The organism is Pseudomonas sp. A2 (assembly GCF_023100865.1).
GTDB lineage: Bacteria > Pseudomonadota > Gammaproteobacteria > Pseudomonadales > Pseudomonadaceae > Aquipseudomonas > Aquipseudomonas asiatica.
In genome coordinates this window covers 2,824,634-2,842,474 of record NZ_CP039127.1, presented here as the reverse complement: position 1 = coordinate 2,842,474, position 17,841 = coordinate 2,824,634, and the positions used below count along the sequence as shown (strand labels likewise).

At 60.4% G+C, this 17,841-nt stretch carries 16 protein-coding genes; 3 read left to right on the top strand and 13 right to left on the bottom strand.

All coding sequences use genetic code 11. The features are described 5' to 3' along the window. Positions 1–6 precede the first annotated feature (6 nt). Complete coding sequence (locus E5221_RS13200; RefSeq protein WP_247847622.1) at positions 7–858, bottom strand: LysR family transcriptional regulator; 852 nt, start codon at positions 856–858, stop codon at positions 7–9. Positions 859–1,282: 424 nt separating this feature from the next. Here E5221_RS13200 and E5221_RS13195 point away from each other — a divergent pair, with 424 nt between their 5' ends. Then, a complete protein-coding gene (locus tag E5221_RS13195; protein ID WP_247847621.1) occupies positions 1,283–1,591 on the top strand; it encodes a chorismate mutase in 309 nt (102 codons plus the stop codon). Positions 1,592–1,637: 46 nt separating this feature from the next. Here E5221_RS13195 and E5221_RS13190 read toward each other — a convergent pair whose 3' ends face one another. The 3 genes from E5221_RS13190 to E5221_RS13180 all read right to left on the bottom strand — a co-directional run bounded on the left by E5221_RS13190 (position 1,638) and on the right by E5221_RS13180 (position 3,754). Then, entirely contained in the window at positions 1,638–2,264 is a 627-nt protein-coding gene (locus E5221_RS13190) for a LysE family translocator (protein ID WP_247847620.1), read from the bottom strand. Positions 2,265–2,600: 336 nt separating this feature from the next. Beyond that, on the bottom strand, positions 2,601–3,464 hold the full coding sequence (locus E5221_RS13185; RefSeq protein WP_247847619.1) for an IS3 family transposase: 864 nt from the start codon (positions 3,462–3,464) through the stop codon (positions 2,601–2,603). Next, positions 3,461–3,754, bottom strand: coding sequence for an IS3 family transposase (locus E5221_RS13180; protein ID WP_023661668.1), 294 nt, complete (start codon positions 3,752–3,754; stop codon positions 3,461–3,463). Before E5221_RS13180 ends, E5221_RS13185 begins: the two co-directional genes overlap by 4 nt. 145 nt (positions 3,755–3,899) lie before the next feature. On the opposite strand from E5221_RS13180, the gene E5221_RS13175 reads away from it, so the two are divergent. Both E5221_RS13175 and E5221_RS13170 read left to right on the top strand, forming a co-directional pair. After that, entirely contained in the window at positions 3,900–4,478 is a 579-nt protein-coding gene (locus E5221_RS13175) for an NAD(P)H-dependent oxidoreductase (protein WP_039612922.1), read from the top strand. A gap of 164 nt (positions 4,479–4,642) precedes the next feature. After that, entirely contained in the window at positions 4,643–5,026 is a 384-nt protein-coding gene (locus E5221_RS13170; RefSeq protein WP_003256870.1) for a MerR family transcriptional regulator, read from the top strand. Positions 5,027–5,095: 69 nt separating this feature from the next. Here E5221_RS13170 and E5221_RS13165 read toward each other — a convergent pair whose 3' ends face one another. From E5221_RS13165 to E5221_RS13125, 9 genes are read right to left on the bottom strand one after another with little or no spacing between them, the layout of a single operon-like run. Then, the gene (locus tag E5221_RS13165; RefSeq protein WP_247847618.1) at positions 5,096–7,705 is read right to left on the bottom strand and encodes an MMPL family transporter; all 2,610 of its coding nucleotides are present in this window, start codon (positions 7,703–7,705) and stop codon (positions 5,096–5,098) included. A gap of 33 nt (positions 7,706–7,738) precedes the next feature. Further along, complete coding sequence (locus E5221_RS13160; RefSeq protein WP_182328798.1) at positions 7,739–8,575, bottom strand: outer membrane lipoprotein-sorting protein; 837 nt, start codon at positions 8,573–8,575, stop codon at positions 7,739–7,741. Positions 8,576–8,626: 51 nt separating this feature from the next. Then, positions 8,627–9,910: a DUF1302 family protein gene (locus tag E5221_RS13155; protein ID WP_247847617.1), complete on the bottom strand. Its 1,284-nt coding sequence runs from the start codon at positions 9,908–9,910 to the stop codon at positions 8,627–8,629. Positions 9,911–9,912: 2 nt separating this feature from the next. Next, entirely contained in the window at positions 9,913–10,677 is a 765-nt protein-coding gene (locus tag E5221_RS13150; RefSeq protein WP_232880901.1) for an SDR family NAD(P)-dependent oxidoreductase, read from the bottom strand. Continuing rightward, positions 10,674–11,411: a 3-oxoacyl-ACP reductase family protein gene (locus tag E5221_RS13145; RefSeq protein ID WP_247847616.1), complete on the bottom strand. Its 738-nt coding sequence runs from the start codon at positions 11,409–11,411 to the stop codon at positions 10,674–10,676. The genes E5221_RS13150 and E5221_RS13145 overlap by 4 nt, the downstream gene beginning before the upstream one ends. A 9-nt stretch (positions 11,412–11,420) precedes the next feature. Beyond that, positions 11,421–14,291 carry an aminotransferase class III-fold pyridoxal phosphate-dependent enzyme gene (locus E5221_RS13140; RefSeq protein ID WP_247847615.1) on the bottom strand — a complete coding sequence of 957 codons (2,871 nt, stop codon included), beginning with the start codon at positions 14,289–14,291 and terminating at the stop codon, positions 11,421–11,423. A gap of 43 nt (positions 14,292–14,334) precedes the next feature. Next, positions 14,335–15,540, bottom strand: a complete 1,206-nt coding sequence (locus E5221_RS13135; protein WP_232880895.1) for a beta-ketoacyl synthase N-terminal-like domain-containing protein — start codon at positions 15,538–15,540, stop codon at positions 14,335–14,337. Further along, positions 15,537–16,835, bottom strand: a complete 1,299-nt coding sequence (locus E5221_RS13130; protein WP_039612915.1) for a beta-ketoacyl-[acyl-carrier-protein] synthase family protein — start codon at positions 16,833–16,835, stop codon at positions 15,537–15,539. The genes E5221_RS13135 and E5221_RS13130 overlap by 4 nt, the downstream gene beginning before the upstream one ends. Beyond that, positions 16,832–17,758 carry a beta-ketoacyl synthase gene (locus E5221_RS13125; protein WP_247847739.1) on the bottom strand — a complete coding sequence of 309 codons (927 nt, stop codon included), beginning with the start codon at positions 17,756–17,758 and terminating at the stop codon, positions 16,832–16,834. Before E5221_RS13125 ends, E5221_RS13130 begins: the two co-directional genes overlap by 4 nt. Between the last annotated feature and the right edge of the window lie 83 nt (positions 17,759–17,841).

The following is a 17,841-nucleotide window of genomic DNA, read 5'->3' as shown; positions in this document are numbered from 1 at the left end:
AACCTGCTACCCTGCGCCGATCATGCTGGAGGCAAGGTCGGCCAGTGCACGCAGCCGGTCCAGTTGACGCATGTCGCGGTGATAGCCCATCCAGATGTCCCGCCCCGGTGGTGGCTGGTGCTCGTCCAGCAGCCGCAGGCCGGGTACCGAGTCGCCGAGCATACGTGGCAACACGGCGACCCCCAGCCCTTGCGCGCACATCTGTGCCTGAACCGTCCGGCTGCTGCTGGTGAACACGGTGCGGGCCTGCGGGTAACGCTGCTGCAGCCAGTGCACATCCGGGAAATGGGCCTGGGCAATGTTCATCAGGATCAACCCCAGGCCCTCGCCGTCCGGGTGTGGCGCTGGGGCATGCACTGCGGTGTAGAGCCCGTACGGCAAGGTCGTCAACTTGCGCTGGACGATGTCAGGCTCGGTGAAGGGCACGATCCGGAAAGCGATGTCGGCATCGCGGCGGGCAAGGTCGAACAGCCGATGCCCGGCAATGACTTCGGGCACGATCAATGGATACCGTCGTGCCAGTTCGGCCAGCACCGGCGATAGGACATGGCAGGCGAACCAGTCGGCCGAGGAGATGCGCAACAGCCCCTCCGGCTGATCGCCATGCCCCGCCAGGCGACGTTCGATGGCCAGCGCACTGTGCTCCATGGCCAGCGCCAGGTCGAGAATCCGCTCGCCATTGTCGGTGAGCACCAGCCCCTGGGCAGTGCGCAGGAAGAACGCTTGCCCACTGGCCTGTTCGAGCACCTGCAAGCGTCGCCCGACCGTCGGGTGACTGACCTCCAGCGCCCTGGCGGCCCCTCCCAACGAGCCACTGCGAGCAATCGCCAGGAAGATCCGCATGTCACTCCAGTCCATGCTGCCCTCCCGTGCCAGAATGAGTGATGAGGGTGCAACAATGACGGCGTGGCTGCAATCCCCTGAGCGGCTGCCATTCCTGTGCGGTACCGGTGGCAGCCGCTGTTGCCAGCGATGAGGCCGGTACTGACCACAGAGGATTGGACAGTTATCCGCTTTAGGTCCAGGCTGTGTGAAAACGTTCGACGGGATCCGGTGGGTTAGAGAACAACCAGGATTCCGCGCTCCTGCGCGAAATCAGTGTTAGCTGAATAACCAAGCCATTACAGATTTCACGTACGCTCGCGCTCTTCAGCGATCCGTTTGCTTTTTCACACAGCCTGGACCCATTGCGGACATCCACCAGAGGCTACAATAAAGCCCCAAACCATCAGCAACTGCCTGCCCTAATCAAGCGCAGGCTCATGAAAAGGAAGTCAAGCAAGTGGATGTACTTTGCACCTCTCTGGACGAAGTCCGCCAAGGGATCGATGAAATCGACCGCAACCTCGTTTCGCTTCTCGCCAAACGGGGCCGGCTTGTGACGCAAGCAGCTGCCTTCAAGAAAACCACAGATGATGTGCGTGCGCCTGCTCGGGTTGAGCAAGTGATAAGGAAGGTTCGTGAAATGGCTGAGGAAACTGGTGCCTCGGCTGAGGTCGTGGAGCAGGTCTACCGGGCAATGATTTCGGCCTTCATCAGTGAAGAACTGGCCACCCATGCGAAGCTTGCCAACGAACCTTCAGCATCTTGATGACAACGCGGGGCTCATCCGAAGCCCCGCCGCTTTTCCCTACCCACTACCTTTGACTCAAAGCCGCAATCGAAACACCAGATGCGACAAAGGTGAGGCCAGCGCCCACGTTTAGCCCATTTACCAGCCGCGGCCGCTGGTACAGGTAGCGAGATAACACCGTGGCGAAAATGCCCATCAAGGCAAAACCCAAGGCTGTGAGTACAGCAAACCACACCCCGTAAACCATCATCTGCACGCTGACCGATCCGCGAGCTGGATCGACGAATTGGGGAATGAATGCCAACACGAACAAGCCTGGTTTCGGGTTGAGCGCAGCCGAAAGCAGACCCGTTAGAAAAATGCTGGGCAACGATTGCCGGGACGCCGGCTGAAAGCTGATCAAACTGCGCGCGCGCAAGACTTTGATGCCGAGCCAGAGCAGATAGCTAGCACCGATGAGTTTGATCACCCAGAAAGCGACCGCCGAGGTTTGCATCAGAAGGGTCAACCCTAACGAAGCGGCTGCGACGTGAAACAGAATACCCGCGCCTGACGCCATGCCGGATACGGCCGCTGCGAATTTGCCCTGGCTGAGACCACGGCCAATGGCCAACAGGTTGTCAGGGCCCGGCGCCAATACCAACAGCACGCAGGCAGCAGTGTAGGCAAACCACACATTCATTGGAAACACGGCTCTCTCCTTAAGCCTGATGAAGCATCCATCCTGACGGTGGGGTATGCCAATGGCAAGGAGGAATCTCAAGGATTGTTGGCTGAGTTGTCCAAGTCAGCGACAAACGCTATGTCCGCAATGGGTCGATAGCAGCCGTTCGTGAATGCATTCCCAAACGGACCCAGCCCTGCCCCGTTATCGGCCACACAACCGTGGAGGTACACTAAAGTCCAGCGAGGGCCTGTTCGAAAACTGTGAGAAATAGCCGTTCTCGATCGCGCATTCTGAGGGTATCGAAGGGTATTTCTGGGGGTACATGGTCCTGCCCCGTGACAGCGGACGCCAAGAAGCTGGCTACATAGCCAACTGCCTTAAGCCTTTTGCGTATTCGTTCGGTGAACGGTAACCCAGTGCTGAATGCAGTCGACAGCTGTTGTAAAACCCATGGATGTAGCTGGCAATTGCCAGGTGAGCCTGTTTCTTGGTGGGGTAGACCGTGCAGGCTTCCTCCCTCTTCAATGTAGCGAAGAAACTTTCAGCTACGGCGTTATCCCAGCAGTTTCCTTTCCGGCTCATGCTTTGCGCGAAGCCCTTCTTGGCCAAAGCGAGACGAAACCTGCTGCTCGCGTACTGGCGCCCTTGATCGGAGTGGAAAATCACTCCATAAGCGCCCAGGCATGCGTTCCAGGCGTTCATAAAAGCGCGCTCGACCAAGTCGTCAGGCATCCTGTCCGCCAGGCTGTAACCCAGCACCTGGCGGGTTTGGATGCTCAGTACCACTGCCAGATAAAGCCAGCCCTCTTTCGTAGCGATGTAAGTGATATCGCTGACCCAGGCTGGGGTTGAGCTTTGAACGGAGAACTGACGATCCAATAAATTGCTCGCCACTGGCAGCGCATGGTGACTGTCGGTGGTGCACGGTCTGAAACCGCCCTTGGATCGGCCCTGTATGTGTTCTTCATGCATCAGTCGGTCGATGCGCTTATGACCTACCGCGTGGGCCTGCTGCCTCAGTGCCTCGACCAGCCGTGGTCGGCCATAGGTCTTGCGGCTAGCCGCGTAAACCTTGTGTAGATCGATGCGAATTTGTGCATCCGGATCTGGACGGCCTTGGCGATGCTGATAGTCGTAAAAGCCTGAAACTGAAACGCCCATTACCCGGCACAACAGACGCACCGGGAACTGAGCCCGTTCTTCAGCGACGAAGGCGTATCTCACCTGGACTCTTTGGCAAAGAATACCGCCGCCTTTTTTAGGATTTCACGCTCCAATTTCAGCTCGGCGTTCTCGGCTCGCAATCGTGCTAACTCGCTGTCCTCTCTGGTGATTGCGCGACGGTCAGGAGAGCTCAACGGCTGGCCATTGCGGGAAGCGTTGACCCAGTTGTCCAACGTTTTCACAGACATCTCCAGCTGGCGAGCAGCTTCCGTCCTGCCAAGCGTTTCGGCCAGCGCAACGGCCTGAATCTTGAACTCATCGGTATAATTACGGCGAGTGGTTGGGTACATGACAACCTCCAAGATAGCGATGTAAGTATCGCTTCTTGGCGTCCGTTGTCACGGGGCAGGCCCAACATTACCGCTAACCGGCAACGCTTGACTCTACCGTAAGGGGCAGACTTTACCCTTGGCACTTCATTACCTGGAGTTTGTCATGAAGAGCAAACGCATGCTCGTAATCCTCGGCCACCCTTCGAACGACAGCTTTTGCGGCGCTGTGTCCGAACGTTACGTCGAGGCCGCCACGCAAGCAGGCCATGAGGTGCGCTTGCTGCGCCTGGACACCCTGGATTTCGATCCGGTCCTGCACGATGGCTATAACCAGGTCCAGTTGCTTGAGCCCGATCTGATCGCCGCACAGAACGACATTACCTGGGCCGAACACCTGACATTTGTGTATCCGATCTGGTGGGGCGGCATTCCGGCGTTGCTCAAGGGGTTCTTCGACCGCGTGTTTCTGCCCGGTTTTGCCTTCAAGTACCGCAAGGGCTCGCCCTTCCCGGACAAGCTGCTCAAGGGCCGCACGGCTCACCTATTGGTGACCATGGACACGCCGCCGTGGTACTACCGGTGGGTGTATCGCATGCCGGGCCTGCACCAAATGCGCAAGACCACCCTGGAGTTCTGCGGCATAAAGCCCCTGAAAACCCTGACCTTCGGTCCGGTATTGGGCTCCAAGCCGGAACAGCGTGAAGCCTGGCTCAAACAAGTCCAGGCAGTCGCCAGCCGCTGATCGGCCCCGGTCGTGCCGTGCCCCTGCACTGCCCAGCCGAGCATCCCTGCTGCGACACCTTGTCCAACTTGGCTTCCAACCCCCTGACGCTTGTGCAAAGATGTCGCGCGCCTGTGCGAGCGCGCGACATCTTTTCGCTTCTGATGCGTCAAAAAGGGATTTTCATGTACATCGGCAAAGCCGCCCAGCTGTCGGGCACCACCGTCAAAAGCATTCGACATTACGAAGAAATCGGCCTGTTGCCCCCCCCGCAACGCGAAGGCAAGTACCGCATCTACAGCCAGCAAAGCGTAGAGCTGCTGACCTTCATCAAATGTGCTCAGCAACTCGGTTTCAAGCTCAAGGAAATGCAGGCCATTCTGCAGGATCATCGCGGCCAGGAGCTGCCCTGGGATCTGGCCATGCAGGCCATCGATAACAAAAAACAGGAATTGATGGGGCAGATCCAGGCGTTGCAGAAAGTGCATGACGGCTTGGTCGAGTTTGAGCTGAGCCTCAAAGATGCTCAGATGCAATGCCAGTTCGAACACCTGGAAAAAGCCCGCTGAATCCGCACCGCGGCCCCTGAACGGCCATGGCGCCCCGTGCCGTTTTCAACACGCAGGCGCCCCAGCGATTTAGCCTGGCACAGCCTCACCCCGCGGCTGCTCGCCCTCTTGCACTGCTGGTTGCGGCACAATCGAGGCAAAGAACCAGGGCGAAATCAGCGTGACCAACAAAATGGTCATGAAGCCACTGGATGACAGCGCCAGTATCACCAGTACACCCAGGTCAATGACGGGTTTGTAGGCGGAGAACAGCAGCGCGACAAAGCCCATCGAGAAGATCACGACATTGACCACCGTCGAACGCCCGACGCCCTGCATGGCCGCCAGGATGGCCTCGTCGATCTCGGCGCCCTTCTGCACCAGCATCTTGATCCGTGACAGCAGGTGAACGGCGTAATCCACGACGCCCACCACCAGGAACGTCACCAGTGTGGTACCGATGTTCAACTCGATATCCAACAGGTACATGCTGCCGTACACCGTCACCGACGTGGTCAGCAACGTCAGCATGCCGAGGATGCCCAGGCGTACTGACTTGAGCCAGAACATCATCATCAAGGTCACGGCCAGCAACGCCAGCGAGAAGCTCAGCACCTGACCCTGGGTGATTTCCTGCAACACCCCGGTCCATATGTACGGCGTACCGGCATGGGTGACTTGCAGGTTGGCCGGTTTATTGATCGCCAGCCAGGCGTCCAGTTTATCGAGCATCGCCTGGTAATCGCCCGCCACAGAGGAGGTCATGGTGAACAGCGTCACCGCCTTCGAGTAATCGGCATTGAGCACGTTCTGCAAGTCGGTGCCGCCACCGTTCTCGAACATCATGATGTGTTGTTCGATGAGCGAGTTGCCATCGACATCGAAGGTCTCCGGTTTCCCGTCATCATCGACCACCGTCACCTGCTCCACCGCCTGCGGCACCCGCAGGAAAGCAGGGTTCATGTCATTGAGCACAAGGTTCATGCGCTTGATGTAGGTCGCCACCGAATAGGTGTAACTCACGTTCGGCTGGGCCCTGATGAACTGGTCCAGACGTTCCAGGAACTGCACGGTTTCAGTGGTCAGCGCGCCACGCGGAGTCTTGGTGTCGAAAGCGATCCAGCCCGGCGAGGTACCCGCGACCCCGGCCCGGTTGATGAACTCGTCGGACATCCGCACCGGGCTGTCCTTCTTGAAGTAGGCAATGCCCGAGTCTTCGATATCCACCTTGAACGTGAACACCGTCATCATCGCCAACAACGGCAGGTTCACCAGCAATACCGGCTTGCGCCAGCGAATCAGCCAGGCACAGAACACCACCAGATAGTGGGAGATCAGCGACTCTTTGAGTTGCACCTTGCGCGGGACGGCATCTTTGCCCCAGATCGAAATCCACGCCGGGATCAGTAGCAACGAAATGATCAGCGCCGCCGTCAGGCCGATGGACATGAACACGCCAAAGTTGCGGATGCTGACAATGTTGTTGGTGGTGGAAATCAAGAACGTCGCAATAGTCGTGACCGTTGTCAGAACGACGGGCGTGACCATCAGGCGCTGGGTTTCTCGGTTGGCTTCGCGGAAAGACTTGCCCGAATTGAGCTGTTCGTAATACTCGGCCATGACGTGGATCGCGTCGGCACAACAGATGGTGAACAGAAACACCGGCAACACACTGGTGAGCAAGTCCATCGGTACACGCAGCAGCGCCATCAGGCCAAGGGTCCAGATGGTGCAGAACAGGATATTGAACAGCGGCAGCACCACGCCAAGTGGTTTGCGAAAGAAGAAAACCAGCAGAGAAGTCACCAACAGGAACACGATCGGGAACAGCATCGCCAGGTCGTGATCGATGATCTCCTGCTGGGCCGCAATGAAGATCGGCATGCCGGCGATGAACACCTCATCAGTGAACTCCGGGTGAGCGGCCTGGTACTTCGCGATGATCTCGCGGACCTGGTGATAGGCACGCAACTGGGCCTGAGCGTCGTCCTGTTTGGTGCCCAGTTCGGCGACGACCATGGCGACTTTCTTGTCCGCCGAGACGACGCCACCAACCATCTGCTCGTTGCCCATGATCTGCGCTTCGACCTTGCTCGGGTCCATATCCAGGGCGTGCAGGGTCTTGTGGATCCACAACTCGCCATCGGCACTCAAGCTGATGTTTTCCAGGTCAGCCATCGAGGCCATTTCCTGGATCGGGTTGAGCCGCTCGGCAAGAAAGCTCAGGAACTGCAGGTCGTGGCTGTCCCAGTGCCGGGCAATCCCATGGTCGCGCAGCGCTTTGGCGGCAGCGTAATCGTTCTGCGAAAAACCTTCGGCGAGGATCTGCACCAGCAAGGCCTGGGCATCGGGATCGCCACTGTGGAGGCCAACGATGCGCTGCAGTTCCACACGGTCCTCATTGTTCGCCAGCATCAGCCGGCGTATGGCCTGTGACAACTCGAACTGCGCGTTCAGCGACGTGGTGTTGAAGACACTCTCGGGGTTGCTCAGCGCCACCATGACCGAGTCATATGTGCCGGTGAACTCGCGCTGCAAATCAATGATCGTCTTGCGCGCCGGGTGAGTGTCCTTGAGCAGATACGGATTGGTGTCCGACATCAGCGCGCCGAGGGTGTAGGTGAAGTAGGCGGTGATCGCCACCAGCACGAACACAATTGCCCGCGCATAGCGCTCGACGAAGTTCAGGTATCTTTCCATGAATGAGGGTTCCAGATGAATCGAGAGCGGCGCTTAGCGGGCAGACACGGCGTATTCCGGCAAGTCGCCGGCTTTCAGCCCACGCTTGATCGCGGTCTGCGTGAACAGGCGGTCGTCCAGCGCGACGTTGTACTGCAACTGGTTGAAGCGCAGCTGAGAGCGCGTACCGGCGATGAAGTCTTCGGTTTCGCTGAAGGTAATGCTGTCGATCTGGTCGATGGTTTCAGTCTTCAGAGTGCGCATCTGCTTGAACATCACACCTTTTACATCGAAGAAGTCCTGGCGCAGCACCAGTGAGTTTTTCTTGTCAACCCAGACCTTGAGCTTGTTGTAGCCGGTCTTGGCCAGCACGGCAGGCGTCGCCGGCTCACGCTCGATCACGTAGCAATCGCGGCCCTGCAACTGCTCTTCGCCAACCAGCGTTTGGCGATAGTCTTCGGCGCGAATCTTGTCGAGGTCGGCATAGGAGTAGTCGCTACCCATGAACGCCCCGCGTTTGTCGGTGGTGGAAATCCTTCGGGTCTGTCGGCTGACCGGCAAATACATCCATTGGCTGTCTTCGAGGCCCAGGGCCTCGCGCGGGTTTTCGATGTGGAAGGCGACGTCACGCACATCACTCGGCGCGGAGAAATACATGGTGAATTTGTCGCTGTCCGGGTAATCCTTTTGCAGGTAACTGAACTCGCGGACGCGGCTGTTACCTTGCTTGTCGATCAGGATCAGGGACACCTGGGACATGAAGCTCTTGCCGTCATCGCGGTCCCGGGCCTGGCGAATGATGTCGTCGGCCGTGCGTGGTTCAGCTGCCATGGCGGCAGCGGCGCTCAGCAACAGTGCGCTTACAGTCAGGGTCTTGAAGATGGGCAACATCGCGATTTCCTTTTCATTGTTTGAGTGGTTCGCACACCGGCACCGGTGTGGTCAGAACAGATAACCCGCGGACAAGCGCACCTGATCGCGGTTGGCGTAAGCACCGAACTGGCGGTCGGGCTTGCCGAAGAACACATCGACTTCGAGCCCCAACTTGAGCCAGTCCACCGGTTTGTAGGTGAAGATCCCCTGAACGAAACTGTCGTCCTGCGCTGGCGGCGACATGCCGAAAACCAGGCGGGTCTTGAGGCGATCCTGGAACTGCGAGCCTTCGGCAGACACGGTGAACAGGTCGTCGCGTTTGTCCTGGACCATGCCGGGCTGCCAGTCGAGCAGCCGCTGATGTTGCCACTGCGTCGAGATCAGCCAGTCCCGCAACAGGTAATCGACGCCCAGCAGCGACTTGGTCATCGCCGTCTGGTCGCTGCCGTAAGCGCGGTAAGGATTGGTGACGCGCCAATTGTCGAAGTAAGCGACTTCACTGCGTACCACGATGCTGTGACCGGCATCGATGGCCACACTGGCGCCGCCCATGGAATAGCGCGGGAATTGCCGTTCGAGGCGAATCAGGCCCTCTTCGGTCTGGCCTTCGACGGCGTAAACCGGGTCCTGCTGGCGGGCGTTGAGGGCAACGAAGCTGACATCCACCGTGCCGATCCTGCCGTTGGCACTGGCGCCATAACCGAAGCCACTGTGACCGTCATAACCGGGCCGCGAATCGACCACAAACATCTGCGGATCGGGTGTGGCAAAGATCGGTGCATCGAACTCGCTGCCGACGGCCGGCGCCTGGTTTTTCACGAAATCAGTGATCACCAGCGCTTCGAGCTCCCACTCGCCGACCGGCTGCACCAGGCGAATCATCGGCACCGCGATGCGGCTGTCTTCCAACAGACCGATCACCCCCTCGCGATAGTCCAGCGGGTTGATCTGATCGAGCACCCGTAATTCATCTGCACGCCCCCACACCACCTGCTGCCAGCCCACCGTCAGCTCGCCGTCACCGACGTAGAGCCCCCAGTAAAGGTGCCGCCAATCGGCGGTCGCCCGGTAATCGTCCCGGGCTTGCGCACTGTAGGGGTTGTTGCCGTCATAACGGAAGTCGTAACGGGCTCGGCCCTTGGCCTTGTAGTAGCCGCTGTCCCAGGCATCCTCCAGGCTGAACTTGAGGTACACGGCCTTTTGCGTGACCTGGTCGTCACCGTGCAGACGCACGGCCGTGGCTACGCCGATCTCCGCTTCATGATGCTCCGGCAACCACTCGGCGATCGCTACCGGCGAGCCGAGGCTGACCAGCGCGGCCAAAAGGCCGCGGTTCAATCCCAGTCGAGCCATGGCTACATTCCCAACCCGGCACCGCCGTCGATCATCAGGCTTTGCGCTGTGACACCACTCGCCTGCGGGCTCGCCAGATAACGGACCATGGCCGCCACTTCGTCGCCCTGAATGAAGCGCCGCAGGGGCAACTTCTTCTTGGCATTGCGCAGGATTTGCTCGTGGGTGATCCCGGCGATCCGCGCCTGAGCCGCCAATTCGCCTTGCAGCATCGGTGTATCGATCCAGGCGGGCAGGATGGCATTGACGGTGATTCGCCGTGGCGCCAGGTCCAGCGCCAAGGCCTTGGTCATGCCGATGATGCCGTGCTTGGAGGCGCAGTAAGCGGTGTTGCGGACCTTGCCCGCTCGACCGAGGATCGAAGACATGTTGACGATCCGCCCACCATCCGCCATCAGTGGCAGGCACAACGAGGTGACGTAAAAAGTGCCGTTGAGGTTGATCGAAATCACCTTGTGCCAGTTGTCCAGGTCTTCGGGCTCGTTCTCGTCGCAGACCCCGGCGCTGTTGACCAGCACATCGACAAAGCCGACCCGGTTGGCCAGGCCCTTGAACAGAAGTTGCAGGCTGGCCAGATCGGCGATGTCCGCTTGATGGGTTTCGATGCGAGCAGCAAATTCGCCCTCGGTGACCCACCGCTGCAAGGTTGCCAGATCCCGATCAAGCAAGATCAAAAGGTGCTCGGCCTGGGCTGCAAAATTTTCCGCGACGGCGCGGCCGATACCATTGGCCGCGCCGGTGATCACAATCGTGCGTGCCTGGCTCATAGCATTTTCAATCCGCCGTTGACGGGCAAGACTTCGCCCGTGACGTACAGGCCGCGCTCGGCCAGATACAGCACCGCGTCGGCAATTTCTTCAGGCCGGGCGAACCGTTTGATCAACAGCCGCGACTGGATTTCCTGCTCATGGGCGCCGACCAGGGCTTCGCTCATGTCGGTGCTGACGATGCCGGGCGCCACCGCGTTGACCCGGATGTTGCGCGGCGCCAACTCCACCGCCAGTGCGCGCGTCAATGCTTCTACTCCGCCTTTGGCCGCGGCGTAGTTGCTCTGGCCCTTTCCGGGCTTTTGCGCGGCCACCGAACTGAGGTTGACGATGCACCCGCTGCGTTGGCGCATCATGCAGGGCAGCACCTGCTGACAGCACAACAACGTGCCGATCAGGTTGGTCTGGATAACCTCGGTGATGTCGCTCAACGATTGCGCGGCGAGCAAACCGTCACGGGTAATACCGGCGTTGTTGACCAACAAGTCGATACGCTCGAAACGCTGCTCGACCCGTTCAAAAAACGCCTGAATGCTCTGCGCATCCTTGACATCACACTGCACAGCCAGGCACTCCCGGCCGAGCCCTTCGACCTGTGCCTGCAAGACAGCAGCTGACGCCTCGTCACGGACATAACTGAAGGCAACCTGATAACCCGCGCCGGCCAGGGCCAGCACGACGGACTTGCCAATGCCGCGACTGCCGCCGGTCACGACGGCTATTTTCTGAGTCATGACCGCTCCTTAAAGCGAGTTTTGAGTTTTGAATTGCGCAAGGGTGAAGCCGTGGGTCGCGGCCAGTGCGCGGACCTGCTGAACTTGCTCACGGCTGATATCGCCGTAGGAGCCGTGCTGGCTCATGCCAGACAAGCCCATCAACACCGACTCGGCCATGCACGCATACAGCTGACCTTTTTTCAGGTAGGCCCGCACGTTGGGCGCCAGGCCGTCGTCGAACGGCGTCTGGACGATGCCGCCGTGCATGTAGAGCACGTCTTCGCGTTGGCTCGGCATGTCTTGATGAACGTTCAGCGGCACGGCGATATCGCAAATCAAGCTGCGCTCGGCGAAATGTTCGGCGCCGAGGAACGGCTGAGGCGCATTGGCAGCGCACAGGACAATCCGTGCACCCTTGAGGGCTTCGAGATCGTTGGTGACCGTGATGAAGGCGTTCGCGCCAAGGCGCTCATCTACCAGACGGGCAATGTGCAAACCGAGGTCGGCTTTTTGTCCATGTGAGTGCAACAAGCCACGAAAACCATCAAGGGCCAGCAGTCGCTGCGCCAACCGGTCATGTTCGGCCGTGCCTTTGAGGATCGAACGGGCCGCGTCGGCGTAAATCTGTTGCGCAGTTTTCTCCAGGCGCCGAACCGAGCCGTCACGACCGCTGCCAATCAGTATCAGGTGATCGACAGTGGCGGACAGCAACGAGGCATAGGTCGACGCAACGTTACCGGCGGCGCCGACAACGGCAGCGGTTTGCTCGCGCAGTGCCAGACCTTGCTGTACACAGCCTTGCTCGATGGCTTCGAGCCCCATGCCGATGGTCAGGGCATTGCCGGACGTCAGCGCCATGTCGGCAATCTTCAGCGCCTGACAATTGTTGGTGACGATCGAGGTGTACATCCCGAGGCCGGCGATGCTGCAGCCATCGGCGCGGGCATCGGTGACACGCCTGCCGACTTCTTCGCGAATGCTGTCCAGGTCACCGCTGAGGATGTACTCGGCCATGGCATCCGAATCCATGCACAGCGGGTACAACGTGAACTCTACCGCCATGCCCAGGCGCGACCGAATGATCACCGGGCCGACTGGCGCAGCGCGGCGTTCAGGCTTGGTGCGGTTGATGAATGTGCGTTTCTGTTCCGGGCTCAGGGCTGCCAGCGAGGGATCGACGTCACCGAGGATATCGGCATCGATCAGGTGGTTGATGAACGCTACCCGGGCGACGACTTCGACCTTGGCATCGTTTTTTTCAACGGGCTCGGCCACCCGAAAATCGTCCTGGCGGGCTGGCACGGCGGGAATCGAGTCCGCGCAGATACCCGCCGCCAACGGCAACGCATCGCCACGGCGCAGCATGTCGCAGACCCGTTGCAGGGCACCGATCAGCCCGTCGATTTCGCCCAGGGTGATACAGGCTGGCGGCTCCAGGCGAATCACGTTGGAGTTGCTGCCCGACGGTGCTACCCGCAACGCTTCGAATTGCAACAGGTAGCCGGCGATCAAGTAACCCAAGGCATCGTTGTACTGGGCCGACGCCTGTACCAGCGAGCTGCTGACACTCAGGTCGTGCAGTTCCAAACCTACCAGCAAGCCGCGCCCGCGCACATCGGCGATCACATCCGGATAGGCCATCTTCAGTTCATTGAGCGAGGCTTTGAGGTAGGCGCCCTTGGTGCGTATGTCTTTGAGCATCGCGTCGTCATTGGCGAACAACCGGCGCAATGCCGACAGCGCGATATGGCAGGACGGATCGTCCTCGGCGAAGGTCGAGCTGTGGATGTAGCTGAACTCGCCTTCGTAGTGGCTGCTGCGGATCACCGTCGCGGCGATTTTCATCAAGCCGCCGCCGAGGGCCTTGGACAGGCAGTAGTAGTCGCCTTGCAGGTTGAACTGGCTGCTGGCAAGAAACGTCCCGGCGCGACCAAAACCTGACTGCACTTCATCGATCACCAGCGGGCATTGTTGCTCGTTACACAGCTTGCGCAGCCCCAGGTAGAACTCGGCCGCGAACTCGTTGATACCGCCTTCGCCCTGAATCGGCTCCATCAACACGGCGGTAATCGCGCTGAACGGTAGTTTCAGCACGTTCAAATGTTCGCCGTCCCATTGCAGGCTCAGCCAATGGTGCGTGTGCCGGGCGGGCAATTCCTGCAACTGATGGGGCTGCTGGGGGTCGATGAACTCGACGTTCAGACCAAAACGGGCAAACGGCGCGCGGTACTGACGGCCATAGGTCAGTTGCACGGTATTGACCAATTTGCCGTGGAAGCTGCCGCGCAGGGCGATGAATACCGGTTCGATATGCAGCTGCGCCAGGTTGTGTTGGCGAACGGCTTCAACCACCTGACGCAAGGTCACGCTGTTCAGAGTGGCTGGCAGGACACCTGCAGGCAGGTCGAGGTCGGCCACATCCAGCTCGCGATAAGCGCGTTCGCTGGCGGTCAGGCTGGCCAGGGTGAAATCGATGTCGTCGAACTGCTTTTGCAGGCTCTTCTGGCGACGGAACTCCGCGTGCTTGACGGCGATTTCCACGGCCTCTGCGCCACTGTTGGAGAAAGTCGAAATGTAACGTTCGGTGTTCTTCAGTTCGCGATTGAAGGCGTCACTGAGCTCTCGCCCCAATTGCCCGGCCGCACCGCGGATCGACATTTGTGCGTTGAACGGCACGTCGCTGCGCAGCAGCGCACAGAGCTGATCGACAAACTGTGGGTCGTTGTGGCCGAACAGTGCCGCACCGTAACCGCCGAGAAAGTCGGTGACCGTGACCATGTCGCCCTTGGGGTTGCGGTAGAACAACTGGCTACCGAGGGCGCGCTGAAACTCACACTCCAGGCCCAGTGCCTGGAGCAGGCCGACGAATTTGGGCCGAACGAAATCGCGATAATCCATCACTGTCATATCCCTGAAAGTAAAAAATAGGCGGTAGTCAGCGTCAGTCTTGAGTGACCTTTGCGCTGTAGAGCACTTGGTAGGCGGCGCTGAATCCGTTGTCGTCGCGGTTCAGCACCAGGCAATGCTCAAGGCTCGCGGCGTGGGGCGCGCCCTGAATGAACGGCAGGTTTGCCACTGGCTGCTGCAAACCGGCAATCGGCGGCACGCTTTGGGCCTGCAATGCGCAACGCGCAAGCATCAGATCCACCAGGCTCGGCGCTGCGCTGAGAATACCGTTTATCGCCAACCCGCTGGTGATGTGCGAGGCGCGCGCAAGGGCCAGCGTCTGGCACAACACGCGGTCTTTGTGGGCATCGCCGGTGCCGCTGCACACCAACAGATCGGTTGGGCTGTCGGGCAGGCTCAAGCGACCGAGGGTGGCATGGGCCGTCATGTCGGCGAGGCACGCCTGAGGGCCGGCCGGCAGGTCTTCGCGCCGGCGCAGCACCAATGCTGCCGCGCCCTCCCCGGCAATGCCGCCGGTGCCCCGAAGGTCAAACGGCAGCAGAGTGTTCGAGCCGTTGGCGCTGATGACCCCCGCCTGAACCAACCCGGACAGCGCCAGGGCATCCAGCTCGCTGCCCGCACCGACAACGATCGCCGCGTCGATTCGGCCATCCTGCAAAGCGGCCGTAGCCTCACGCAAGGCTGCCAGGTTGCCGGCGACACCTTGCATATAGGCGTTGCACTCACCCACCAGTTTCAGCGCCAGGCTGGTGACACCCAGCAAGCAGTTGCTCAAGCCTTTGAGCACCAGAAAAGGGTCCTGGGCACGGTCTTGCAGGATCCGTTTGGCGAACGCCGCCATGTCGGCGACGCCGTCCTGCCGACAGCCGAGCAACAACTCGGCATAGGATTCCAGAGACGGATGGGTGTAGCCGCCCTGACAGCAATACAAACCGAAACGGACATCTGGCTGCTCATCGGCAAGGCCTGCCTCTTCCAACGCCTGACGTACCGCGCTGACACCCCAGATCACTGCCGGCGTGCAGTAACGCTGAAGGTTTTGCGCAAGGTCTTGTCGGCTGCGTTGGTGGTCCTGATCCTGAATTTGCCCGAACGCCACCACGCGTTCGCTGCTGAACCTTCGGGCGTTCAGCGCCGTAATTGCACTGCGCCCCTCGTTCGCAGCCGCCCAGAAAGATTCGACACCCCAGCCGCTGGGCAACACGCAACCCGCACCGGCAATCGCGACCGCCTGTTTCATCGCGGCGCCTCCCGGTACTTGCCCAGCGCCAGTGAAGTGTTGAGGCCGCCGAAACCGAAGGAGTTGCTCAGGGCAACGTCGACCTTGCGCTTGACCGCTTGATGGGCGCAGTAGTCGAGGTCGCATTGTTCGTCGGCATCATGCAGGTTCAGGGTCGGCGTGACCCGATCATCCCGGCAGGCCAGGGCCGTGAGCATGAACTCTGGTGCTCCGGCGGCCGCAATCAGGTGGCCGAACTGGGATTTGTTGGCCGTCACCAACAACCGCCGATAATGTTCGCGCTCGGCGAACAGGGTCTTGATCGCCAGGGTTTCGGCGGCATCGTTGAGGGGTGTCGACGTACCGTGGGCATTGATCAGATCGACCTGTTGCGGCTCCAGCCCGGCATCTGTCAGGGCCGCCTGCATCGCCAGCACCGCTCCCCGGCCCTGCGGGTCGGGTGCGGTGATTTTGTAGGCATCCAGGCTGCTGCCGAAACCCAGCACTTCGGCGTACGGCGTTGCCCCTCGGGCGAGCGCCCGTTCGAGGGTTTCGAGCACGACAAAGCCACCGCCTTCACCCGCAATCAAGCCACTGCGATGGCGGTCGAACGGCCGACACAGTTCGGTGCCCCAACGCTGCTCGCTGCTGGCGGCGCCGAGCAGATACAGCGCGGTCATGGTGTCCAGGCTCAGCACCGAATCGGCGCCCCCGGCAATGGCCAGCTCGACCTCGCCGCGACGGATCATCTGGAATGCATTGCCGATGGCCTGGGATGCTCCCGCGCAAGCGCTGCTGATATTGATCACCGGGCCTTCACTGCCGATGCCATCGGCAATCACCCGCGCAAGGCGATCGTTGCTCTGACACAGTGAACTGTCAGGATCGACCTGCGCCTGTCGCGCCATCAACTGAGCCCAGGACGGTGCCTGCGCCGGGTCATCCGCCAGGCTGAGCAGCATGTCCTGCAAACGATGAGCAGGTGCGCCGGACGCTGACAATACCGCCGCGCCACGCAACTGTTCGGGGCTCAGGCCACTGTCGGAAATGGCTTGGGTGGCCGCGACCCAACCAAAACGGGTGCGTTTTTCCAGCGACAACCCCCAGGCCGGATGGTCTTTCAAGTGTGCCGGCATCAAGCCCATATCCACGGGCGCAGCGTAACGCACGGGGAACGCACCCGCCTCGACGCCTTCCGGTTGCCATGGCCGAATGCAATGCTCGCCGGCCAACATTCTTTGCCACATGGACTGCCACTCGAAACCGAAGCCGGTGACGGCGCCCATACCCGTGATCACGATCCGTCTGGGGCTCATGGGTAACTCTCCATTGTCTCTGTGTCCGACGACGTTCTGGCCAGCAGCACCGCGCCCCAATGCCCACCTCGGCTATGTTCGAGCAACAGCGTGTAACGGCTGCAATCCAGTGCCCAGGTCACAGCGATTTCGCTGAGCAAGGCGCTGGCGCCCAAGGCACCTACCAACGCCCTGGAGTGTTCGAGGGTGTGCCCCGATAGGGTGAACAACGCGGCAATTTGCGGGTCCTGTGCATCGGCGACGACTTGCCCGACATCGCTGAGGCATAGTTTTTCGTTGCTCAAAGCACGCTCGATGACGTCGCGACCAACCGCCAGCCCACGCTCGGGTTGCGCGCTGTAACCACGGGCAAACCCGGCAATGCGCAACGCAGATTGAGCACCGCGGCCCGGTTTGGTCGTCAGCAACAGTGCCGCAGCACCTTCGCCGAAAACCCACGGGCCGGGGTTCACAGGTGGGTGTGTAGCGTCACGCAGGTACAATGCCGGGGTGATGTTCGGGCTGCTACTGACCACGACGGCAGCATCGGCACGGCCTTCGCTCAGATGGGCGGCGGCCTCCATCAAAGCATCCAGCCCCGCATTGCCCTGGGAGCAAAAACCGCCCATGGGGCCCTTGCAATGCAAGGCCTCAGCCGCGTGGGCCATGACGCTGCTGTTGAGCATCATCAGCGCATGCAGCGGCGGTGTGTGGGCAAAGAATTGCGCCAACAGATCCGCCGGTTGTGCGCCAATGGCCTGCACGGCATCCCAGCACGAGCTGGGGCCATCCACTTCCGGAATGGCAGCGGTCAATGCGATCCGCTCATCGGGCAGTTCCAGCCCACGCAAGGCCTCGGCGAGACGGCCGGCGCAATACAGCAGGCGGGCGCCCTGAGGCTCGAGGCTGCGGGACAATTTGCGGTCGTACACACCAGCCGGCAAGGCGGGCGCTGCAACACAACGGGCCAGGCGTGCCGGGTCGAAATCCAGCGGTTGCGCGGCCTGAGGTTGACTGTCACGAGGCG